The following is a 22545-nucleotide window of genomic DNA, read 5'->3' as shown; positions in this document are numbered from 1 at the left end:
CGTTGTAGAAGCTTACGCAAGCTTCTCCTTGACCTCCGCCGCGACATTTGCCGGGACCTCTTCATAGTGACTGAACTGCATCGAGTACTGCGCACGGCCTTGTGTGAATGAGCGCAGTTCATTGACGTAGCCGAACATGTTGGCCAGCGGCACGTTGGCTTCGACGGCCTGTGCGTTGCCGCGGGTGTCCGTGCCCTGAATCTGGCCACGACGCGAGTTGAGATCGCCGATGACGTCGCCGAGATAATCGTCGGGAGTGACGACTTCGACCTTCATGATCGGTTCGAGCAGCTTGATGCCAGCCTTCTGCGCCACTTCGCGCATCGCACCGCGACCTGCGATTTCAAACGCAATCGCCGACGAGTCGACATCGTGGTAGCCACCGTCATACAGCGCGATGCTGAAGTCGATGATCGGGAAGCCGATGAGATAACCGCTCTCGGCTTGTTCGCGGAAGCCCTTCTCGATGGCTGGAATATATTCGCGCGGAATGTTGCCGCCTTTGATCTCGTCCGTGAAGATAACGCCCTGGCCGCGCTCACCGGGGGTGACGCGGACCTTGACGCGGCCGAACTGGCCCGAGCCACCCGACTGCTTCTTGTGGGTGTAATCGACCTCGACCGCCTTTGCGAGTGATTCGCGATAGGCTACCTGCGGCGCGCCAACGTTGGCCTCGACCTTGAACTCGCGCTTCATCCGATCTACGAGAATGTCGAGGTGAAGTTCGCCCATGCCTTTGATGATCGTCTGGCCCGATTCGTGGTCCGTGCTGACGCGGAACGACGGATCTTCGGCGGCCAGGCGGTTGAGCGCGATGCCCATCTTTTCCTGGTCGGCCTTGGTCTTGGGTTCGACCGAAAGCTCGATGACAGGTTCGGGGAACTCCATCCTTTCAAGGATGATCGGCTTGGCCATGTCGCACAGCGTGTCGCCGGTCGTCGTGTCCTTCATGCCGGCAAGTGCAACGATGTCGCCGGCGTATGCCTCTTCGATGTCCTCGCGGTTGTTGGAGTGCATCAGCAGCATGCGGCCGATCTTTTCCTTCTTGTCCTTCACCGAGTTCAGGACCTGGCCCTTGGAGAGCTTGCCCGAATAGATGCGGGTGAAGGTGAGTGAGCCAACGAACGGATCGTTCATGATCTTGAACGCCAGCGCCGAGAACGGAGCATCGTCGCTCGAGGGGCGTTCAGCCTCCTCGTCGCTGTCGGGAAGGACGCCCTTGATGGCAGGAACGTCGAGGGGCGAAGGCATGTAGTCAACGACGGCGTCGAGCAGCGGCTGCACGCCCTTGTTCTTGAAAGCAGAGCCACAGACGATGGGGACGAACGCGCGCGCCATCGTACCCTTACGGATAAGCCCCTTCAGCGTGGCCACATCAGGCTCCTGACCCTCGAGGTATGCCTCAAGGACGTCGTCGTCCTGCTCTACAGCCAATTCAAGCAGCTTTTCACGGTACTCGGCGGCTTTATCGGCGAGATCTTCGGGAATTTCGACATAGTTGAAATTAGCGCCAAGGCTTTCGTCTTCCCAGACGATTCCGCGCATGTTCACCAAGTCGACAACGCCCTTAAGGCTGCTTTCGGCGCCAATCGGAAGATACAGAACGAGCGGAAGCGCGCCGAGGCGGTCGATGATTGACTGCACACAATAGTAGAAGTCTGCGCCGGTGCGGTCGAGTTTGTTGATGAAGCACATGCGCGGTACGCCGTACTTGTCGGCCTGGCGCCATACTGTTTCGGACTGGGGTTCCACGCCCGCGACGCCGTCGAACACTGCGACCGCGCCGTCGAGCACGCGCAGCGAGCGTTCGACTTCGATGGTGAAGTCGACGTGGCCGGGGGTGTCGATGATGTTGATGCGGTGCTTCGGGCCCTTACCGTCTTCGGCGGACCAGAACGTGGTCGTTGCGGCCGAAGTGATGGTGATGCCGCGTTCCTGCTCCTGCTCCATCCAGTCCATGGTGGCGGCGCCGTCGTGGACTTCGCCGATCTTGTAGGACTTTCCGGTGTAGTAGAGGATCCGCTCCGTCGTTGTGGTCTTGCCGGCATCGATGTGCGCCATGATGCCGATGTTGCGATAGCGTTCCAGCGGATATTCGCGGGCCATGGAAGTTTCCTTGGGTGGTATGGACAGGGCCTGAAACAGGCCTGCCCCATATAGTGACTAATGTGACCATCTGAAGACGCAGCGGCGAAGCAATTATGCTCCACCCGCCGCGTCGCAGATACGCCCTGCCCTTGCCGGCATTCCCGGCCCGGGCACCCCCGCCGGTATTACCAGCGGTAGTGGGAGAAGGCGCGGTTGGCGTCGGCCATGCGATGGGTGTCTTCACGCTTCTTCACGGCATTGCCGCGATTGTTCGACGCATCCAGCAGTTCACCCGACAGGCGCGCGGCCATCGTGGTTTCGGGACGGTTGCGCGCAGCGGTGATGAGCCAGCGGATCGCGAGAGCCTGGGCACGGTCGGGGCGAACTTCGACTGGGACCTGATACGTCGCACCACCGACGCGGCGGCTGCGGACTTCGAGCTGCGGCATGATGTTGTTCAGCGCATCATGGAACAGCTGGATCGGATCGGCCTTCGACTTGGTTTCCACCGTTTCGAGCGCGCCGTAAACGATGCGTTCGGCCGTGGACTTCTTGCCGTCGTACATGAGGTTGTTCATGAACTTCGACAGGATCTGATCACCGAACTTGGGATCGGGCAGGATTTCCCGCTTCTCGGGACGACGACGACGTGACATTTTTTCGTTTCCTTCGGAAAGCGGCGACCACATCCGTGGCCACCTTTGCGGCACCGGCCCGCTCCCCCACCCGGCCACCCAGAGTCTACCTCGTTAGGGTAGCCGGGTGGGGGAGCGGGCCGCCGCCGCCGAAATGGATTACTTCGGACGCTTGGCGCCGTACTTCGAACGGGACTGCTTGCGATCCTTGACGCCCTGCGTATCGAGCACGCCGCGCAGGACGTGGTAACGAACACCGGGAAGATCGCGAACACGGCCGCCGCGGATAAGCACGACAGAGTGCTCCTGCAGGTTGTGGCCTTCGCCCGGAATGTAGGTGATGACTTCGCGACCGTTGGTCAGGCGCACCTTGGCAACCTTGCGAAGCGCCGAGTTCGGCTTCTTCGGGGTCGTGGTGTAGACGCGGGTGCAAACGCCGCGCTTCTGCGGGTTCGCTTCCATCGCAGGGACCTTGCTCTTGGCCTTCTGCGGAACGCGGCCCTTGCGGACCAGCTGGTTGATCGTCGGCATTGTGGTTCCTTCCTTGGCCGACAGGGTTTCCCCCGCCGGGTTGCGCCCTCCCCCGCGCCAGTGCGGATGGGTTCGGGCATAAAACTCGTGGTCGAGCCAGATGCCTGCAGCGCCAAGTATGGAGATCGAGGATCATGCGGCGGCGGCAGCGCGCCCTTATATAAAGGCACGGGCTGCGACTCACGACGCACGAACCGAAACGCTCCACCCGCGATGCAGGTTACTTTGACGGGTATCCAGTCGGGCATATGCCCATTTCCATTTAAGAACCTTGGTTCCAAAGGGAAAAAGACCCGCGTAGAAACGCGAGCCTTACCGTCTCACCGGCAATGTTCAGCTCAATGGTCTTGGTGTTGGATAAACCCAACCCCTCGACTGGCCGCGCCCCTACGCGGATTCGAGGGGTGGGTCAAGCGGAGGGTATTTGCTTTGAGTCCCTCAGACGCCGGGCGCGGGCCATCCGGCCCGCTTGGCTTCGCCGCAATAAGCGGCGGCGCGCGTTCGCGCTTGCGGGAGTCACCTTCGGTGCCCCGTGAGCAAGGGATATCGGGGCGCGAAGCGACACCCGCAAGGCCGAATGGCCGCCCGAGCTTATGCGAGGAAGCCAAGGGGCGCGGATGCGCCCCGCCCGGCGTTTGAGGGACTAAAACAAAAAATCGCGGCGCCACCGACGTTTCGTTCACTGCCGCGCACCTTGTGACCAAATGGTCCCAGTGCGCCGGGCGGACTACACCAAATCTTGCCACCCCCGACGCTTTCAATAAAAGAGGTCTGAAGGGGGAGCAATTTCATGCCATTTGAGAGCATTCGTATTTCAGACCTTATGGTTAACCCTGCCAATGATCGGCATGGAGAACTAAGAGATGAAAGTGCGGCAATCGGCGAATTGTTCCATGAACACGAACCGCGAATGCGCGCACTCGCAGAGGATATTGCTAGGGAAGGTCGTATCTTTGATCCTCCTTTAGTAATGCTTCATGACGACAGTTATGTGGTTTTCGACGGCAACCGGCGCGTAACATGCATCAAATTGATCCGCAGTCCTGACCTTGCTCCAAACGACGACTTGAGACAATTTTTTCAGGGATTGCGAAACAAATGGGAAGGCCGATTTCCCTCACGAATTATGTGTCAAGTCGAAGCGGATCGTGAAGCCGTCGATAACATTCTCTTTCGTCGTCATACCGGAACTCAAGCGGGCGTCGGGCAAATAGGATGGGACGATCGAGCGAAGCGAAACTTCTCGGAGCGGACTGGTCGCGGGAATACGGCGAATGTCAGCGCTTCTATCGAAGCATTTTTAGACGACGGAGGCATGCTTCCTGAAGGTAGAATACCTTGGTCGACACTGGCGAGACTTCTATCCTCCGAACAATTCAGAAATCGGGTGGGTGTTTCGACTGCTGGGAGGCAGTTTGTTCTAACACACGATCGCGACGTTGTCCTAAATACACTTCACCGCATCACATCGGACCTTGCCAGCGGCGATCTAACATTGGGGGATCTTTGGAATAACGAGGGAAAGCGACGTTACCTAGATCAGCTTGAAACTGAAAATATTCTGCCAACAGAGCAACACAGAAATGCAGTCGGCCCGCAACCTCAACCTCCAATTCCTGGGCGACGCGGACGACCTGCTCGACATCAGCCCGCTTCACGAACATTAATACCAGCGGGTGTGCCTAGCCCCCAGTGGACCGCGGATCAGCAGCGTCTATCTCGCATTTGGGATGAATTGTGCAGCCTGCCTATCAGAACTTTTCCGAACGCCACTGCTGCTCTCCTCAGGATGCTGCTTGAACATGCGGTCGAAGGCTACATTGCAGAGCACGGAATTAGTGAAAGGCAAGATCTATCTAGGCGAGTAGGAGTCGTTGCAAGATCACTGCTAGATCGCGATTTAATTGATCAGCGATACTTCGAGGAAATTGAGCGTATACGACAGAATGATGAGTTAATCTCAGTCGCGAGTATGCAACGCTTATTGCATTCCCCCGATTTTTCGCCGATGGAACGAGAGTTCAGAGCCTATTGGGATCGCCTAGGTCGATTCATAGTTGCAGCGTGCTCACTTTAGATAGCGATGTTATTTTCCTACACTCCAGTTACCCACTACCTATCCGCGCCCCGCCCTTTGCACCGGAGCGCGCCCATGTCCCACCATCCCGATCCCTTTCCCTTCACCCCTGTCGAGCGCGCCGCGCATGCCCGGCTGACGCCCGCACGGCAGCGCGACTTTATCGCGGCGCTGGCCGAGACGGGGCTGGTCGCGGTGGCGGCGCTGCGCATCGGGGTGTCGGTCGCGGCGCTGGAAAAGCTGCGCTATGCCAAGGGGGCTGGCGAATTTCGCGCGGCCTGGGACGCGGCGCGGGGGTGCGAGCGGGCGAAGGCGGCGCGCAAGGGCGCACGGGGGCTTTCGCGCGGGGATGCCGGTTTTGGGGGTCCCGGTTGGGGGGATGCCGGTTGTGGGGATTGGGTGGGTATGGAGGGGGCAGGTTTGCAGGGTGTGGCGCGACTCGCTTGCAAGTCGGCGCGGCCTTCGCGGCGGACGTCCTACCTCGCCTTTGCCGCAGAGCCGCCTGCGCCCGGCGATCCCCTGCTGGGCTTTGCGCCCTATATCCACACAGCGCCGCGCCGCAACGCCATCGTGCCCGACCGCCAGCGCGCCTTCATCGCCGCGCTGGCGGCCACCGGATCGGTGACGCAGGCCGCGCGCGAAATCGGCGCAAGTCTGGAGGCGCTCTACAAGCTGCGCGCCCGGGGCGGGGCAGAGGGCTTTGCCAAGGCGTGGGACAAGGCGGTCGATGCCGGGATGGCAAGGCTGGAGGATAGCGCGCTGATCCGCGCGATGGAGGGCGAGCTGCGCCCCGTGGTCAGCGGCGGGCGCGTCATCGGCCACTATCGCCGCCACAACGAAGCGCTGACGATGTTCATGCTGCGCCACCGCCGCGCGCACCGCTATGGCTCGGAACGGGAGAGGAGCGCGGCGCAAGAGCTGGACGAGCAGGAGATCATCGATTCCATCAACCGCAAGCTGGACCAGATGCGAGAGCGGATGGGGTTCGGCAAGACGGTTGGCGGCAAGAGCAAGGCGGATGGCGACCGGATTGCGCGAGACGAGCGCGCGGGTTAGCGTGGGGGTCATGACCGTGCGCCCTGCCCTCTCCGTCGCCCCAAGCCGTTCCCTGTCGGCGCGGCGGCCGTGATGGACCCCGAATTCTGGCAATCGCGCTGGCAGGCGAACGAGATCGGCTTTCACGAAGGGCGCGCCAACGACCTGCTCGTCCGCCACCTCCACCGGCTGGGCCTGACCCCGGGCGCGCGGATATTCGTGCCCCTGTGCGGCAAGGCGCGGGATCTGCCGTGGCTGGTCGAACAGGGTTTCCGCGTCGTGGGCGTCGAACTGTCAGTGATCGCGGTGGGACAACTGTTCGCGGAAATCGGCAAGGTGCCGAAGATCGAACGGATGGACGGCCTCACCCGCTACGAAGCCGATGGGCTGACGGTCTTTGCCGGGGACTTCTTTGCGCTGGATGGCGAAACGCTGGGGCGGGTAGATGCGGTTTACGACCGCGCCTCGCTCGTCGCATTGCCCGGCGGGATGCGCGATCGCTATGCGGCAAAGCTGCGCGAGCTTGCGCCCGATGCGCCACGGTTGCTGATCACGTTCGATTACGACCAGACGCTGGCCGACGGCCCGCCGTTTGCGACCGGCGAAGGCGAAGTGCGGCGGTTGTTCGGGCAGGACTATGCGGCGGAATTGCTGGAGCAGCGCGATGTCGAAGGTGGCTTGAAAGGCAAGGTCCCGGCGACCGAGGCCGCGTGGCTGCTACGTCCCGGCGCTTAATCGTTGGCTCGCCATTCTCGGGCGAGCAGGCCCCAGATCTTCGAATCCCGCGCGCCGATGTGCGTGAACCAGTTTTCGCGCAAGCACCCTTCGAGCGTGAAGCCGAGCCGTTCGAGCAGGCAGTTCGACGCATCGTTGTCGGGATCGGTATCGGCATAGATGCGGCGAATGTCGCCGCTTGCGAAAACATGGTCGATCAGCGCCGTCAGCGCCTCTGCCACCAAGCCCCGGCCCTGCCATTGCGACAGGCAGAGATAGCCGAGTTCGACCTGCCCGCGGGCGCGCGGCATGGCGGTGCAATAGAGCATCGCTTCGTCGGTTGCAGGATCGGCCGCGACGCAGACCAGGCTTTCGGTCGCATCGACAGGCACGAGATAGGCGGCCAGTTCCGCTTCATCGGCGAAAGCCTCGCGGCTCCACCATGTCATCACGCCGGGATCGCCGAAGCCCTTGAACAGCGCCGGGATATCGTCGACGCGCAGCGTGCGCAGGACCAGCCTGTCGGTTGTCGCGATTACGCCGTTCGTGGGGCGCAGCCCGCTCACTGGTCCTGAAGGAACGCGATCAGCGCCTTCACCTTTTTCTGTCGCCATTGCGGGCGCGGCGCGACGAGCCAGTAACCGAAACGGCTGTCTTCCACCGGGCCGAGCGCCTGAAGCTCCCCGCTTTCCAGCGCGTCCTCGACCAGTTGGAGCGGCAGCGTCGTGCGGCCCAACCCGCCCTGCACCGCCGCAAGCGCCTGACCGGTCGCGCCGACGTGCATCGTCGCTTCCATGCCATCGGGCGCGGGGCCGCCGGGCCATGCGATCCACGCGTCCTGCGCACCGGGCGCGGCCACGACGACCTGTCGCGCGGGGCGCAACGGCACGCCTTCAAGATCGCCCGGACCGTCGGCCAGCCGCACCGCGAAGTCGAGGTTCGCCTCGGTAAAATCGGCGGTCGCGCCGCCCGCCATGTGGAAGCGCGTGTCGGGGTTGGCGACGCGGAAATCGGCGAGCCGCCGCGCGAACCATGCGCCGAAAAAGTCGCGTGGCGCGGCAAATGTGAAGATGTGCGACAGCTGACCCGCCTGCATCGCCTGCACCGATTCCTCGAACCTGAGGAAACCTTCGCGCAGCGAATCGAGCCCCGCCCCCGCCTCGTCCGTCAGTTCCAGCCCTTTTGGCGTGCGACGGAACAGAACCACGCCCAGCAAGTCTTCGAGCGCGCGGATCTGCTGCCCGACCGCGGCGGGCGTGACGGCAAGTTCGTCCGCCGCGCGGGTGAACGAAAGATGCCGCGCCGCCGCATCGAGCACGCGCAGGCCGTTGAGGGGAAGATGCGTACGTTTCATCGCGGGCGGGGTTTAGGCCGCGTCATGCGATTGGGCAATGCTAGACCGCAGTCCGGCGCGTCAGCGCGCGGTTGCGGGCGCTGCCAGCGGGAAGAAGGGGATCGCGGCTTCGAATTTGGTGCCGTCGTCGCGGACGAACCCGTAATAGCCTTCCATCGATCCGTACGAGGTTTCAAGCGGGCAGCCCGATACGTAATCGTGGCTTTGCCCCGGATCGAGGCGCGGTTGTTCACCAACCACGCCTTCGCCGTCGACAAGGCTGACGAGCCCGTTGGCGTCGGTGATCCGCCAGTGCCGCGTGACCAGCTGAACCGTCTGGTCCGACCGGTTTTCGATCCTGATGTGATAGGCCCAGAACCAGCGGCCCGCCGGAATATGCGACTGTTCGGGCAGGAAGCTCGCAGCCACGCGCACGGTAATCCCGGCGGTCATGGCGACATGGTCGAAGAACTGGTCAATCATCATCACGTCGTAGAACCTAACCGCGATTGCCGCGCCTTTCAAACCCGACGTGCCCCGTCGCGGTGGATTATCGCCCGGATTCTCACCTCGGCCGATTTTCCCGACCGCAAACCCTAGACGATGCCCGATACCACGCTTTGCGAGGCGCAAGTCAGGTGCCAACTTGCGCCCATGCTGGCAAATTCCAGCTCGCTTTCGGCATCGAGCGCGGCGCGCGGGATATCGCAGATGACCGAGGTTCCGAAGCCGACGCGCGCCGGTTCGCTGACGGGCGGGCCGCCAAATTCCTGCCACCTGATCGTGAACATCCCGTCGCTATTGTCCCAGCTTACCCTGACGTGTCCCTTGACGTTCGACAGGGCGCCATATTTCAGCGCGTTGGTCGCCAGTTCGTGCAGCGCCATGCCCAGCGTTTCGGCCGCGCGGGCGCTGATCTCGATTTCCGGACCGTCGTAGGCAAGCTTGCTTTCGGCAATGTCGAGCGCGAAGGACAGTTGTGCCGCGATCAGTTCACGCAAGGATATGCTGGTCCACGCGCGGCGCACCAACAGATCCTGATTGGCGGCCAGCGCGTCCAGCCGCCGGACGAACCGTTTCAGGAATTCGTCGTTGCCCGGTGCAGACCTGCGCGCCAGCGACTGGATCAGCGTCAGCATGTTTTTCGACCGGTGATTGACCTCGTTCAACAGGGTCTCGATCGATTCTGCCTGCGCACGCTGATCGTTGATATCGGTGTTGGTGCCGAACCAGCAGGCGATTTCGCCGGCTTCGTCGCGGATCGGGGACGCGCGCGACAGGAACCAGCGAAACTGGCCGTCACGGCCACGCAGGGGAAAGGTATCTTCCCAGATTTCGCCGGTGTCCCAGCTGTGCTTCAAGCGCTTCACAACCCGGTCGACGTGATCGGGATGGTGCACCTTTTCCCAGCCCCAGCCCTTCATTTCATCGAGCGTCGTGCCGGTGTAATCGAACCAGCGCTGGTTGTACCAGAATTTCCAGCCTTCCTTGTCCGCGATCCACGCCAGCTGCGAAATGTTGTCGGCCAACATCTTGAAGCGCTTTTCGCTTTCGGCAAGTTGCTGGCGCGCGGTTTCCAGCGCACCGACGTCGCGGGCGATCTTGCTGGCCCCGATGATCGTGCCGCTCTCGTCCCGCACCGGCGATACGGTCACCGAAACGCGAACCGGCGCGCCCGTCTTGCGCAAGCGGACGGTGTGAAGCGCCGAGACCCTTTTCCCGTCCAGGATCTGAAGCAGGATCGCGTCCTCTTCGGCCTGGCGTTCATCGGGGATAAGGCGACGGATCGATTGGCCGATCATTTCGTCCGCGGTCCACCCGAACAGGCGTTCCGCTCCCTTGTTCCAGCTCATCACCACGCTATCGAGCGTCTTGGCAATGATGGCATCGTCCGAATTTTCAACGACTGCCGCCAACAAGGCTTCGGAAGAAAGAGCCGGCATTCCCGCGGCGCTGGATGGCGGGGCGCCGGATGGTGTGGCGCTGACCGGCGTCTTGCCGGGACTGTCCGAAACTTCCTTCATCCCGGGATCAGGACCCCGTCATCGCGAAACAGGCCGTCACAGGCCGACCGCGTCGAGGGCCTGTGCCAGATCCTCGATAAGGTCGTCTGCATCTTCGAGCCCGACATTGAGGCGTAACATCCCTTCGGACACTCCCATTTCGGCCCGGGCGTCCGGGCCGACCGAATGGTGGGTCGTGCTGGCAGGATGACACATCAGCGAACGCGAGTCGCCTATGTTGTTGGAAATGTCGATGAGTTGCAGCGCGTCGAGCAGGCCGTGCGCCTGTTCCCGACCGCCATCCAGCACGACCGAAAAAATGCAACCGGGCATCGTCATCTGCTGCATGGCCAGCGCATGGCGCGGATGGCTTTCGAGGCCGGGGTGCAGGATCGTCGGCACCCGCCCTTCGAGGAAGCGCCCGACCTTCAGCGCATTGTCGCACTGCTGCCGCGCGCGCAGGGCCAGCGTCTCCATCCCCTTCAGCACGACCCATGCGTTGAACGGCGACAGGTTCGGCCCGGTGTTACGCTGAAACGGGAGCAGCTTGTCGTTGATGAATTCCTCTGTCCCACAGACCGCGCCGGCGAGCACGCGCCCCTGCCCGTCCATCAGCTTCGTCGCGGAATAGGCAACGACGTCCGCGCCGAAATCCATCGGGCGCTGCATGATCGGGGTGCAGAATGCGTTATCGACGACGGTCGTGATGCCATGCGCGCGGGCAACGCCGCAGACGTGGGCGAGATCAACGATATCGAGCGTCGGGTTCGCCGGGGTTTCGAAGAAGAACACCTTGGTATTGGGCCGGATCGCGGCTTCCCACGCGTCGTTATCGGTCGAATCGATGACCGTCCCTTCGATCCCGAAGCGCGGCAGCAGGCTGTCGACCAGCCAGCGGCACGATCCGAACGCGGCGCGGGCCGAAACGATGTGGTCGCCCGCCGAAAGCTGGCACAGGAGCGCCGCGGTCATCGCCGCCATGCCGCTGGCCTGCGTACGGCAAGCCTCCGCCCCTTCCATCACCGCGATGCGTTCTTCCAACATCTGCACGGTGGGGTTCTGCAGCCGCGAATAGGTCATGCCGTCCAGCTCGCCCGCAAAGCGCGCGGCGGGCGTGGCCGCGTCTTCGTAGCTGTAGCCCGATGTCGCGAAAATGGCCTCGCTCGTCTCACCCATTTCCGAACGCCACGTGCCGGCACGGATGGCCTGCGTCGCGGGACGCCAGTTGCGGGTGATGGTGCGGTCTTGTCCGGTGGTGCGCTTCATGGCGCAGCGGTTAGCGCGCAGGGCCGCGCCGTGCAATCGCGATTGCGCGCAAGGTCGTGACGCAGTACCCGCTCATGCCGATGCGATCCGCGAAATCCGACCTGGGCGCCCTGCCCGAAAAGGCTTCCCGCCCGGTCACGGTCGCACGCGATTCCGGCCAATCGGACCCGCTGGCATGGATGGCGCTGATCGTGCTGGCGTTCGCGGCGTTGGCGTTGTTTGGCATCGACGCGGTTGCGATCCCCATTTTCGACGAAGTGCACTACCTGCCCGCCGCCCGGCTGTGGATCGACGGGACCGGGTTGCTGAATCCCGAACATCCGGTGCTGGGCAAGCAGCTGATCGCCGTGTCGATGATCGTGTTCGGCGACAATCCGTTCGGCTGGCGCGCGGGATCGGCGCTGTTCGCTTGCCTGACGCTGCTGGCGATGATGCGGATGACGTGGCTGGCCACCCGCTCGCGCTTTGCCGCGCTGACGGCGGGCGTGCTGGCGGCGACCAATTTCCTGCTGCTTGTTCAGGCGCGGATCGCGATGTTGGATACAGCGATGCTGGCTTTGCTGATGCTGGGCTGCTGGTCGTTGGTCGCGGCGGTCGCGACGCGGCGACACGTGCGATTGCGCACTATGCTGGCGGGCGTGCTGTTCGGGATGTCGTTCGCGGTGAAATGGAACGCGGCCCCGGTGATCGCCTTTGCCGGCCTGTGCATCTTTGCGGGCAATTTGCGGGCGCGTTACGGGAACGGTCGCCGGCCGCTGGGGTCGATGTCGATCTTCGAAACGTTCGGCTGGCTCGCGCTACTACCGCTCGCCGTCTATTTCGCCAGTTTCCAGACCATCGCCCTGCTCGCCGATCCGCCCGCGCGCTTTACCGGGCCGATCGAATGGCAACGCTACATGCTGGAATTGCAGGAAAGCGTGATCAAGACCCACGGCTATATGTCGAACTGGTGGGATTGGGTCATCGACCGGCGGCCGATCTGGTATTTCTACGAAGAGTACGAGGGCGTCTGGCGCGGGATGCTGTTCCTGGGCAATCCGCTGCAGATGTGGAGCGGGTTGGCGGCGCTGATCGCCTGTGGCTGGCTGGGACTGGCAAAGGGGCGGATGGATTGTCTTGCGGTGACGGGCGCATGGATCGCCTCACTGGCGATGTGGATCGTCGCGCCGAAACCGGTGCAGTTCTATTACCATTACCTGATCTGCGCGCAATTCATCGCGATCGCGCTGGCGTTGGCGCTCGACGCCGCGGTCTGGCGGCGACCGTTTCGCCGGATCGGGCGCGGATGGGCGATTGCGTTCCTGATCGCCAATGGGCTGCTGTTTGCCTATTTCTACCCGATCCTGACGACCATGCCGCTGCCTAGCAAGATCAGTTTCGCCGATTATGCCTGGCTCGAAAGCTGGCGTTAGGCGGAACCTGCGATCAGCATCGCGACGACGAGCACTTCGAAGACCAGCAGCAGCACGAGCCCCGGGATCGAAAGCGCGGACGGCATGTGCCGCTGCTCTTCATGGTCGAGGGCCATGCGGACATGGCGCAATTCGTCGTAGATATCCTGCGCCGCCCCTTCTGCCGGGGATCGCAGGACGGCGGCACTGACCACGGCCTGCGGAATGGGCGTGAAAAAGCGGCAACCCTTGAGTTCGCCCTTGACCCAGACGACTTCGGCGACGCACTCGCCATGGTCGGGTAATGCGATTTCGAACGCGTCCCGCGGGCCCAGCGGGGCGTGGGTTTCGATCAGCATGCCGTTTTCGGACAAGTTGCGGATCAAGGCGGAATAGCCGTCCTCCGCCCTGAGATTTGAGGTCTGGCGAGCCGACGTGGCGATACTGACGTCGCGGCGCACTTTCCAGCGACGCTCTGCTTCCTGCGATCTTGCCCTGATCCGCGCGACGATCATGCCAGCAACCGGCCCCTTTCGGCGGCTATTGGAGCGCAGAGTGGTTAAGATGCGCTAAACGACCGTCAGCGCGGCTGGATAAAAGCCGCCTAGAACCTGCCCCAGACGAAGCGGCTGGACAGCGCATAGTTCCAGACCGACCCGATCACGATCCCCGCCACCGCCGCCAGCACCCAGTGCACGCCGCGCGTCACCAGCGCTTCTGCCACGCCGACATTGGCAAACGCGCCGATGGAGCAAGTCAGCGCGAACTTGCACCAGCCGACGATCAGTGGGCGCAGACCATGCAGGCGCTTGTCGGCATATGTCAGTTCGTTGTTGAGTATGAAGTTGAAGGTCAACGCCGCGATCACCGCGCCGATCTGACCATACAGAAATGGCAGCCCCGCCCCCCGGAACAGCGCCCACAGCACCGCAAGATGCACGACGACGCCAAGCGCACCGATCGTGCCGAACAGCGCGAAGCGGGTCGGGATCACGCGGCCCAGCGTCTTGTCGTAAAGCCCCACTAGGAATTCGAAGGCAATCGCCTGGTCCAACTTGGATTCTCCGGATGCGCGCGCGGCAAAGGACAGGGGAAATTCCTTCACCCGCAACGGTTCCGGCACGGTGGACAGGATATCGAGCAGGATCTTGAACCCGATCCCCGACAGGTTGGGCGCCACCCCGCGCATCGTGTCGGCGGGCATCATGAAATAACCGCTCATCGGATCGGTCAGCGTGACGCCGGTCAGCTTGCGGGCAAGGCTGTTGGCCAGTTCCGACTGTTTTTCGCGGTCGGGCCGTCCCCATTCTTCCATGCTGGCGCCGGGCGCGAAACGGCTGGCGACGCAGACGTCCGCTTCGCCCGATTGCAACGCGGTCAGCATTTGCGGCAGCAAGGCCGGATCATGCTGATGGTCGGCGTCCATCACCGCCACGTAAGGCGCGGCGGTCGCCAGCATGCCTTCGATCGCGGCGCTCGCAAGGCCGCGGCGGCCGATGCGCTGGATCACGCGGATGCGATGATCGGCTTGCGACAGGCGGCGGCCTTCCTCGGCGGTGCCGTCCTTGGAATTGTCGTCGACGAAAATCGCCTCCCACCCGTTCGCGCCCAACGGCCCGTCCAGCGCAGCGGCCAGCCTTTCGACAAGCGGTGCAAGGTTCGCACGCTCGTTCAGCGTGGGCAGGATAATCGCGAGTTTCAGCATCTTGGCCCCAGGTTCAGGCGGTAATGCCCGTTTCGCGCCCGCATGAAAAGCGTCAGAAAACCGCCATCGACAGCTTGCCGCCGCTTTCGCGCATCCAGATCATGGTTTCGCGACGCCACAGGAAGAACAGCGAAAATCCCGTGATGATCATGACATAGGCGACGCGCACCCACGATCCGGGATTGTCGACCATGCGATAGGATTGCGACGCGATGCCGATGGGGATGAAGATCACGAATCCGATGCAGATCGCCGTCAGCAGCAACCAGACCAGCGCCAGCCGCAACCGCGTGACCGCCAGCGCGCCCAGCAGCATGGCGCACAACCACGGCAAGGCTTCGATCGCCATGCCCTTGGGCGAAATCAGCAGCCCGGTGGGCAAGGCGAGCACGTGCATCGCTTCGAATGCGCGAACGCAGCACGGCCGTTTGGCCCGCGCCGGGCCACCCCTTGCATCCGCCAGCGGATCGACCGACTGATGGTAAGAAGGTTCCCTGTGCGAAGATTCCCCGCCTGAAGATCCTGTGCGCGAAGCTTGTCCATGCACGTATTCTGACCCCAGCGGGCCCGCGGGGTCCCGAAAATCCATCGCCTGGGCCGGACCGTCCGGCGAATGCCCTTCCATGTGAACGCGGCCCCCCAGCCTGTTTCGGATTCGGGCTGTCTACAGCCTTGTGAGCACCGCGTCACCAATCTCTGAACAATTCGCGGTCCCGCCAAGATCGCCGCCCAGCACGCCATCGGCCAGCGCGGCTGCCACGGCGGCTTCGATCCGCGCGGCCTGTTGCTCTTCGCCCAGCGAATGGCGCAGCAGTTCGGCAAGGCTGAGGATCGTGGCCATCGGGTTGGCGATGCCCTTGCCGGCGATATCGGGCGCGGAACCGTGGATCGGTTCGTACAGGCCAAAGGTGCCGTATGCGGTCTTGCGCTCGCCCAGCGAGGCACTGGCCAACAGGCCGATGGAGCCGACGCACATCGACGCCTGATCCGACAGGATGTCGCCGAACAGGTTGCCGGTGACGACCACGTCGAACTGGCCGGGCGATTTCACCAGCTGCATCGCGGCATTGTCGACATACATGTGGCTCAATTCCACATCGGCATAGTCGGCGTGGGTTTCGATCACCACGTCGCGCCAAAGCTGGCTGGTTTCGAGCACGTTGGCCTTGTCCACGCTGCACAGCTTGCCGCGCCGCTTGCGGGCCGCTTCGAACCCGGCGATCGCGATGCGGCGCACTTCGCCTTCGTCATAGGACATGATGTCATATCCTTCGCGAAGGCCTTGCGCCGTGGTGCGCGTGCCCTTTTCGCCGAAATAGACGTCGCCGTTGAGTTCGCGCACGATCAGCAAGTCAATTGCGCCTGCGATCTCGGGCTTAAGCGCGGAATGGCCCTCCATCCCCGGAAACACCTTGGCCGGGCGCAAGTTGGCGAACAGGCCCAACTCGCTGCGCAGGCCCAGGATCGCCTGTTCTGGCCGAAGGTGGCGTTCAAGATGATCGCAGTCGAAATCGCCGACCGCGCCGAACAGGATGGCATCCGCCTCGCGCGCGGCGACCAGCGTTTCGGCCGGGAGCGGAAGGCCGTGCCGCTTGTACGCAACGCCGCCGACATCGCCTTCGATCAGCGATACCTTGATCGGCAGGGCGTCGAGCACGCGCAGCGCCTGTGCCGTCACTTCGGGGCCGATGCCGTCGCCTGCGAAAACCGCGATCTTCATGAACTATCCCTCATTCGTGTCCGCAGCGCCGCCGATCCGGGACAACCGCTGCATCATGATTTCACGCGCGCCCATAACATTCGTGCGCCGATCCGCAAGCAGGCGGTGGGATAATTGCCTGCCCGAAAGGTCCAGCGCTGCCATGATTTCCGGCCATGCGTCCGCCGCTGGCAGAGGTTCATCGCCGCCATAGCCAAGATCGCGCAGCATCAGCGTTTCGTACTTCGCCATCGCCAGAGCCCAACCCCGGGCGGACGGCGCATGGCAGATGGCGTCGAGCAGCGCGCCCAGCGCATCGTGAAGCGGGGGATAGGGATTGTGTTCGGGCAGGACCGATGCCGTCAGGGTCGTCGCCCATCCGATCGCGCTGGCGGGCAAAGGCTCGGTCAACCAGGGCCCGCGGCTCTGCACCAGTTCCAGCTTGAGGAAAGGCAACTGGCTGGCCGATCGTGCGCGCAAGTCCGCCTCTACCACGTTGCCGGGGATAAGCACTGGCCGCAGCTGCCTGCCCCGCCCACCTGCGACATAGCCTGCCAGCATGCCGTAATCGCGCGTCAAGACCCGCACGATGGCCGCCGTCTCGCCATGCGGACGGCTGGCGCAGACGATGGCGGGGGCGCGGATTTCCATGACAGGGATGTGGCGCGGCTCAGGGTTGCTGGCAATGACCAGTATCGAACGCGAAAGAAAGTTAGCCGGCTAAACTCCTGCCCTTTGGAGTGCACGGCTTTCGGTCGATGCAGGGCTTTGCGCCGCTGCAAGCAAGTCAGGCGGCGGGCGGAGACTTCCTGGCAGCAGCCTTTTTGGCTGCGGCCGGTTCCACGTCGGATTCGAGCAGGGCGATGCGAGCGGCGAGCTTTTCGTTTTCTTCGCGTGCCTTGGCGGCCATTTCCTTCACCGCCTCGAACTCTTCGCGGCTTACGAAGTCCAGCCCGACCATCGCTTCCTTAAATCGTTCGCGAGCGCCTTCGGCCGTTTCCTGCGCCATTCCGGCGAAAGTGCCGGCAGCGGCAGTGAACATGCGGGTGAGGTCCGAAATACGGGGATTGTCGCTTTGCATGGTGACTAGATGGTCCTGTTCGCGGTTCAGTTCAACTGCCAGAAACGCAGGTTCAATACTGCCGCGAAACAGATCCACGCAAGATATGGGACCATCAGCAACATCGCGGTGCGGCTGATCCGCGCAAAATAGGCCATCGTCGCCATGACCAGCACGATCAGCATCAGAATCCAGAAAAACGCAAAGCCGATTAGATGCGCGCCGAAAAAGATCGGTGACCACAGCGCGTTCACGATCAGTTGCACGGCAAAGACGATCAGCGCGAAACGCTTGAATGGATTGGCGGGCGCGGCAAGGACGAATGCGAGGGCAAAGCCCATCAGTATGTAAAGGATCGTCCAGACGATGCCGAAGAGGTACGCAGGCGGATAAATGCCCGGCTTGACCAAGTTGGCGAACCAGACCCCGTCACCGCCGGACCCCGATGCCCATCCCGAAGCAAGCCCGATGATGACGACGATGGGAACCGTGATGAACGCCCACCGAAGGACGGAGCCGGAACGATCCGACGCACTTGCGATCTCTGTCATCTTGACAGAACGCAGAAGGGAACCGTCGGTTCCCGCCTAACGACCGCGATCGGCCCAGACGAGGAACTCAATATTGCCTTCGGGCCCGGTGATCGGGCTTTGCGTCAGCCCGCGCACTGTCCATCCCGATGCCACAAGCCAGTCGCGCACCTCGTCACAGACCCTTTGATGCAGTTCTGGATCGCGCACCACGCCGCCCTTGCCCACTTCGCCGCGCCCAACTTCGAACTGCGGTTTTATCAGCGCGACCAGCGTCGCCCGATCCGCCGCCAACGACAGCGGCACCTCCAGCACTTTGGCCAGACCGATGAAGCTGGCGTCGCAAACGACCCAGTTGGAGGCTTGCGTTATATGCTCGCGGGTCAGAATTCGCGCGCTGGTCTGTTCCAGCACGGTGACGCGCGGGTCCTGCCGCAGTTTCCACGCCAGCTGATTGGTGCCGGAATCGACGGCAAAGACATGGCTGGCTCCGCCCTGCAGCAGGACATCGGTGAAACCGCCAGTCGAACTGCCGATATCCATTGCGACCGCGCCGGTGGGGTCCAGCCCGAACTGCGCGATCGCATGCGCCAGCTTGATGCCGCCACGGCTGACCCACGGATGATCGCGCCCGCGAACGTCCAACGGGGCATCCTCGGCCAGTTGCTGTCCGGGCTTGGCAATTTTCGTCTCGCCCGAAAACACCAGTCCCGCCATGATCAGCGCCTGCCCCCGCGCACGGCTTTCGGCCAGCCCCCGGCTCACCAGCAACTGGTCGACGCGCTGCTTTGCCGACTTGGGCCGGTCGGGATTTTCGGGCCGTTCGGGCTTTTCGGGCTTGGGCTTTTTCGGATTGGCCATGAAATCGGGTGCTTTGACGGTCAGTGGACGAAAACGATAACCGGTTGAACGGATGGGACTTGAGCTATTGCCCTGCCCTTCGCATAACGCGCGCATGACGCCAAGCGACGATCGAACCGCCCTTCCCCTCACCCTGCGTGCCGAAAAGGCCCGCGCCGCAATGCGAAAATGTTGGCTTCTGGCAGGGGGCATGATTGCCGCCACCGGCCTGGGGCTCGCCGGTTGTGTCGCCCCGACACCCGAACCGGCACCGGCCCCCGTACCGATTCCGGCCCCGGCGCCCTCTCCGCCTCCGGTCGTTCCGGCACCGACAGGCTGGATGGATCAACCGCTGACGCCGGGCGACTGGCATTATGTCGCGGACGCCAACGCTACCCGCGCGCTGTTCGGTCCCGCGCGCTCGGACGCACGCTTTACCGTCGCCTGCGAACGGACGAACCGTCAGATCAAGTTGTGGCGCCCCTTTGTCGGTCAGGCTGCGGCAACGTCGATGACGATCACCACGACGGAGGCTGTAAAGACAGTTCCCGTCACCGCAGCGGGCGGGCCAATGCCGCAGGTCGTGGCGACGCTTGCGCCATACGACCCGATCCTCGACGCCATGATCTTCAGCCGCGGGCGCATCGCGATACAGGTTGCGGGCAGTGAAACGCTCTATTTGCCGAGCTGGTCTGAAATCGCCCGGGTAGTCGAAGATTGCCGCTGATCGCCCGTCGCTGAAGGCAACTGTGGATAGCCTTGGAGTCGCACGAAAAAACGCTCCACAGGCTGTCCGGATGTGGCGGAATGTCGCAGAACGGGAAGCGTGAAAATGACTAGCGAACCGCAGTAAATCAGCGGTTTGTGGAGCGCAGGTTCGTTGCCAAGTCGACGAGTATGACAGCGAAAAACTTCAACGCAAGACTTGTCGTCGGGGCACAAAAAAAGCATCTTCCATTCAAGGACGGAGCGGTGGCCCGATAGCCGATCGAACGGCAGATATCGCAGGCCTGAACCGACCCCCGCCCTGCCGCACGCGAGGCTTTCAAGGGGGCTTGCGGTCGCGGGAAATCTTGGCCCCGGCGCGAAAGGAGGTGATCCGATGTCTCATGGTTCAGCAGAGAGGTCGGTGAAGTCCACCACGAGGCATTATCGATAAATCACCGCCCTTCAGGGCGTGAGGCGATAAAGGCTTCGTATAAGGGCGGCACTTCCGGCCGCTGACCATGCGAAAGCCCGCAGGCATTACGGCGCTTGCGGGCTTTCTCATTTTTCTGCGCGGGCAAACACGCACCGCGGATTGCCTCGGACCCTGACCGCCATGACCAGCGTGAGTTGGTCCGACTAAAACGTCCCGCAGTTCCTGAACGACCTTTCCAGAACCTTCCGCCGCCGCTCACCCCGAAGGGCAGCAGCGACGCAAGGTCTGCGAGAGGCAGGGCGAAAGACTGGCGGCGTCAGCCTTTGAATTCGAGCGCGTCGAGCAGCGGCTGCATGCCGTTGCCATATTTGCGCCAGCGTTCGACCGCCGAATTGTAGATCGGCTTGCGGATCTGCGCGACGCTTGCCGTTTTTACCGGGCGGGCCGACTTGTGGAATTCGAGGCAGGCCTCGTCCCACGGCAGACCGATGAATTCGATCAATTCGCGGGCCGTCTTTTCCGTGTCGGCGACGGTATCTTCGTAGTTCACCGTCATCATCACGCCTTCGGGCAGCACATCGCGCCAGTGCGCCATCAACGCTTCGTACTGGCGATAATAACGGCCCAGTTCGCTGAGGTCATAGCTGTGCGGCATGTCGTCCTTGAACAGCTTGGTGAACGCCGAAAGGCATGTATCGACCGGATTGCGCAGCGTGTTGATGATCTTCGCATTCGGGAACACCAGATTGATGAGGCCGACAAAAAAGAAGTTTGTCAGCAGCTTGTCCGTGATTCGCGGCGCCTCGCCCGCAGCTTCGACGATCGACTTCATGTATTGATCGCCGAGAATGCGGAATTGCTGCTCACTCATCCCCGACACCATTTCGGGATATGCCTGAAGCGTCGGAAAACGATCGCGCAGGCTCTGCATCGATCTTGCCAGATATTTCACTTCACCCGCGCCGTGGACATCGGGATGGGCCGAAATGATCTGTTCGCAAAGGGTCGAACCCGAACGTGGCATGCCAAGGATGAACACCGGACGCGTCGTATCCATCCCTGCGAATGGTCGGTTCACGAAAATATCGGCCGTGAATTTCTGCTTGATGTCTTCGAAGAACTTGAACGTATTTTCTTCGACGTAGTTCAGCAGATTGCGCTTCAGCTTGCCGCCGATAACATAGTGTTCCAGCGCCTTTTCATGCTGTCCACGATCGTCCAGAGCCTTGCCGTAAGCGTAGTGCATCGGCAGCATGCGATCGGCTTCGGGATCGTCGCTGGCTTCCATCAGCGCCTCGATACGCGCGAAAAGCTCCGGCTCGTTCGCATAATCGACGAGATCGTTGAGATTGGCATAGGCGCCATACATCGCCTCGTTTTCGGCCAAGCCCTTGAGGATCTGTTCCTTCGCTTCGTCGAGGCGACCGACCGACTTCAGCGTCACGCCATAGAAATTGCGCGCCTCCGCGTTGGTCGGATTGATTTTCAACGCTTTTTCCAGAAGCTTGAGCGCCGCATCATACCTGTCGAGCTCGTGCATCAGCTCGCCGAGCACGGTCAGCGCCTCGTCGTTTTCGGGATCTTCCTTGAGCGCCAGCCGGCAAGCCTGTTCGACGGCGGCATAGTTTGCGCGCCGCAATTGTATCCGCGCGGTCAGCAGCAGGCTCTTGGGATTGGTCGGCGCGAAACGCAGTACTTCGGCCAACTGGCGCAGCGCCTCGACATCCTGCTTTTCGCCGTGAAGAAGAGCGGCAAGATTATTGTAGGCATCGACATAGCGCGGGTTCTGCTGGATCGCCTTTTTCAGCGCATGCTGCGCCTGTTCCGGTTCGCCCTTTTCGCGGAGCAAAGTGCCTAGGTTATTGTACGCCTCGGGATATGTTTCGCGCAATGTGAGCGCAGACTGGTACGCAGCATCCGCCGCGTCGAGATCACCGGTCATACGCAGTGAATTGCCGAGGTTATTGTACGCTTCGGGAAAGGCCGGCTTGATGGCCAGCGCTCGGCGGTAACAGTCGACCGCCTTTTCGAAATCCTTCTGCTCGAAATAGACGATGCCGAGATTATTGGCGGCCTGCGCATTGCCAAGATCGAGCTCGACCGCCTTTTCGAGGGTGCTCTGCGCGGCATAAAGATCGCCCGCCAAACGCTGAATTTCGCCGAGATTGGCGTGATAGCTCGCAACCTTTGGAGAGAGCTTGATCGCCCGGCCAATGGATTTGACTGCTTCGTCGGCTTTGCCCTGTGCGTTCAAAGATACGCCCAGGATGTTATGCGCATCGGATACCGACGCCTTGTGATTGATGATCTGGCGGCAGACTTTTTCCGCCTGACTGTACTTGCCGCGCGAATAGAGTTCGCCGGCCATGGCTATGGCCTTGGCTTCGGTCATCCGAAGCGAGCCCTTCTGAACCTTGTCGATCATTTCGTCGGTGACGAGCGTATTGCTGTTCGCAGTCATGTTCCATTCGCTCCGTCCGAGACGGAACGCTCCTCA

22 protein-coding genes are annotated in these 22545 nt (G+C 62.3%); 5 read left to right on the top strand and 17 right to left on the bottom strand.

Annotation, left to right across the window (positions count from 1 at the left end):
* Window positions 1-12: 12 nt before the first annotated feature.
* From fusA to rpsL, 3 genes are all read right to left on the bottom strand, one after another.
* Entirely contained in the window at window positions 13-2106 is a 2094-nt protein-coding gene (gene fusA / locus EKN06_RS01100) for an elongation factor G (protein WP_127611040.1), read from the bottom strand.
* A 167-nt stretch (window positions 2107-2273) separates the two neighbouring features.
* Window positions 2274-2744 carry a 30S ribosomal protein S7 gene (rpsG, locus tag EKN06_RS01095; RefSeq protein WP_127611039.1) on the bottom strand — a complete coding sequence of 157 codons (471 nt, stop codon included), beginning with the start codon at window positions 2742-2744 and terminating at the stop codon, window positions 2274-2276.
* A 138-nt stretch (window positions 2745-2882) separates the two neighbouring features.
* The gene (gene rpsL, locus EKN06_RS01090) at window positions 2883-3254 is read right to left on the bottom strand and encodes a 30S ribosomal protein S12 (RefSeq protein ID WP_127611038.1); all 372 of its coding nucleotides are present in this window, start codon (window positions 3252-3254) and stop codon (window positions 2883-2885) included.
* A gap of 790 nt (window positions 3255-4044) precedes the next feature.
* Between rpsL and EKN06_RS01085 the strand changes: the two genes are divergently transcribed.
* From EKN06_RS01085 to tmpT, 3 genes are all read left to right on the top strand, one after another.
* Window positions 4045-5331, top strand: a complete 1287-nt coding sequence (locus EKN06_RS01085; protein WP_127611037.1) for a ParB N-terminal domain-containing protein — start codon at window positions 4045-4047, stop codon at window positions 5329-5331.
* A 75-nt stretch (window positions 5332-5406) separates the two neighbouring features.
* Window positions 5407-6387, top strand: coding sequence for a hypothetical protein (locus EKN06_RS01080; protein ID WP_127611036.1), 981 nt, complete (start codon window positions 5407-5409; stop codon window positions 6385-6387).
* Between the two features lie 72 nt (window positions 6388-6459).
* Entirely contained in the window at window positions 6460-7101 is a 642-nt protein-coding gene (gene tmpT / locus EKN06_RS01075; protein WP_127611035.1) for a thiopurine S-methyltransferase, read from the top strand.
* Here the strand turns inward: tmpT and EKN06_RS01070 are convergent.
* The 5 genes from EKN06_RS01070 to EKN06_RS01050 form a co-directional block, all read right to left on the bottom strand.
* Window positions 7098-7646: a GNAT family N-acetyltransferase gene (locus EKN06_RS01070; RefSeq protein WP_164843888.1), complete on the bottom strand. Its 549-nt coding sequence runs from the start codon at window positions 7644-7646 to the stop codon at window positions 7098-7100. The genes tmpT and EKN06_RS01070 overlap by 4 nt on opposite strands.
* Window positions 7643-8434 (bottom strand): LysR family transcriptional regulator, encoded by a 792-nt coding sequence (locus EKN06_RS01065; protein WP_127611033.1) that lies wholly within the window; start codon window positions 8432-8434, stop codon window positions 7643-7645. The genes EKN06_RS01070 and EKN06_RS01065 overlap by 4 nt, the downstream gene beginning before the upstream one ends.
* 60 nt (window positions 8435-8494) lie before the next feature.
* Window positions 8495-8893, bottom strand: a complete 399-nt coding sequence (gene apaG / locus EKN06_RS01060) for a Co2+/Mg2+ efflux protein ApaG (protein ID WP_127611921.1) — start codon at window positions 8891-8893, stop codon at window positions 8495-8497.
* A gap of 116 nt (window positions 8894-9009) precedes the next feature.
* Complete coding sequence (locus EKN06_RS01055) at window positions 9010-10437, bottom strand: PAS domain S-box protein (RefSeq protein WP_127611032.1); 1428 nt, start codon at window positions 10435-10437, stop codon at window positions 9010-9012.
* Between the two features lie 36 nt (window positions 10438-10473).
* Complete coding sequence (locus EKN06_RS01050; protein ID WP_127611031.1) at window positions 10474-11682, bottom strand: trans-sulfuration enzyme family protein; 1209 nt, start codon at window positions 11680-11682, stop codon at window positions 10474-10476.
* Window positions 11683-11756: 74 nt separating this feature from the next.
* Here EKN06_RS01050 and EKN06_RS01045 point away from each other — a divergent pair, with 74 nt between their 5' ends.
* Window positions 11757-13094 (top strand): phospholipid carrier-dependent glycosyltransferase, encoded by a 1338-nt coding sequence (locus EKN06_RS01045; RefSeq protein ID WP_127611030.1) that lies wholly within the window; start codon window positions 11757-11759, stop codon window positions 13092-13094.
* On the opposite strand, the gene EKN06_RS01040 is transcribed toward EKN06_RS01045, so the two are convergent.
* The 8 genes from EKN06_RS01040 to EKN06_RS01005 form a co-directional block, all read right to left on the bottom strand.
* Complete coding sequence (locus EKN06_RS01040) at window positions 13091-13588, bottom strand: PilZ domain-containing protein (RefSeq protein ID WP_127611029.1); 498 nt, start codon at window positions 13586-13588, stop codon at window positions 13091-13093. The genes EKN06_RS01045 and EKN06_RS01040 overlap by 4 nt on opposite strands.
* Before the next feature lie 89 nt (window positions 13589-13677).
* Entirely contained in the window at window positions 13678-14778 is a 1101-nt protein-coding gene (locus EKN06_RS01035) for a glycosyltransferase (protein ID WP_127611028.1), read from the bottom strand.
* Window positions 14779-14830: 52 nt separating this feature from the next.
* Window positions 14831-15175, bottom strand: coding sequence for a hypothetical protein (locus EKN06_RS01030; protein WP_127611027.1), 345 nt, complete (start codon window positions 15173-15175; stop codon window positions 14831-14833).
* A 267-nt stretch (window positions 15176-15442) separates the two neighbouring features.
* Window positions 15443-16498, bottom strand: a complete 1056-nt coding sequence (leuB, locus tag EKN06_RS01025; protein WP_127611026.1) for a 3-isopropylmalate dehydrogenase — start codon at window positions 16496-16498, stop codon at window positions 15443-15445.
* A gap of 3 nt (window positions 16499-16501) precedes the next feature.
* Window positions 16502-17128, bottom strand: a complete 627-nt coding sequence (gene recO / locus EKN06_RS01020; protein WP_127611025.1) for a DNA repair protein RecO — start codon at window positions 17126-17128, stop codon at window positions 16502-16504.
* A gap of 136 nt (window positions 17129-17264) precedes the next feature.
* Window positions 17265-17558: an accessory factor UbiK family protein gene (locus tag EKN06_RS01015; protein ID WP_127611024.1), complete on the bottom strand. Its 294-nt coding sequence runs from the start codon at window positions 17556-17558 to the stop codon at window positions 17265-17267.
* Window positions 17559-17584: 26 nt separating this feature from the next.
* On the bottom strand, window positions 17585-18088 hold the full coding sequence (locus EKN06_RS01010) for a TspO/MBR family protein (RefSeq protein ID WP_127611023.1): 504 nt from the start codon (window positions 18086-18088) through the stop codon (window positions 17585-17587).
* A 36-nt stretch (window positions 18089-18124) separates the two neighbouring features.
* Window positions 18125-18928, bottom strand: a complete 804-nt coding sequence (locus EKN06_RS01005; RefSeq protein ID WP_127611022.1) for a TlyA family RNA methyltransferase — start codon at window positions 18926-18928, stop codon at window positions 18125-18127.
* A 94-nt stretch (window positions 18929-19022) separates the two neighbouring features.
* Here EKN06_RS01005 and EKN06_RS01000 point away from each other — a divergent pair, with 94 nt between their 5' ends.
* The gene (locus EKN06_RS01000; protein ID WP_240654546.1) at window positions 19023-19634 is read left to right on the top strand and encodes a hypothetical protein; all 612 of its coding nucleotides are present in this window, start codon (window positions 19023-19025) and stop codon (window positions 19632-19634) included.
* 730 nt (window positions 19635-20364) lie between these two features.
* Here EKN06_RS01000 and EKN06_RS00995 read toward each other — a convergent pair.
* Window positions 20365-22509 (bottom strand): tetratricopeptide repeat-containing sulfotransferase family protein, encoded by a 2145-nt coding sequence (locus EKN06_RS00995; RefSeq protein ID WP_127611021.1) that lies wholly within the window; start codon window positions 22507-22509, stop codon window positions 20365-20367.
* Window positions 22510-22545: the final 36 nt, after the last annotated feature.

Origin of the sequence: Croceicoccus ponticola (assembly GCF_004004515.1) — a bacterium.
In the GTDB taxonomy this organism is placed as follows: domain Bacteria; phylum Pseudomonadota; class Alphaproteobacteria; order Sphingomonadales; family Sphingomonadaceae; genus Croceicoccus; species Croceicoccus ponticola.
Note: the sequence above shows the minus strand (reverse complement) of the source record. Positions and strands in the feature narration are given on the sequence as shown.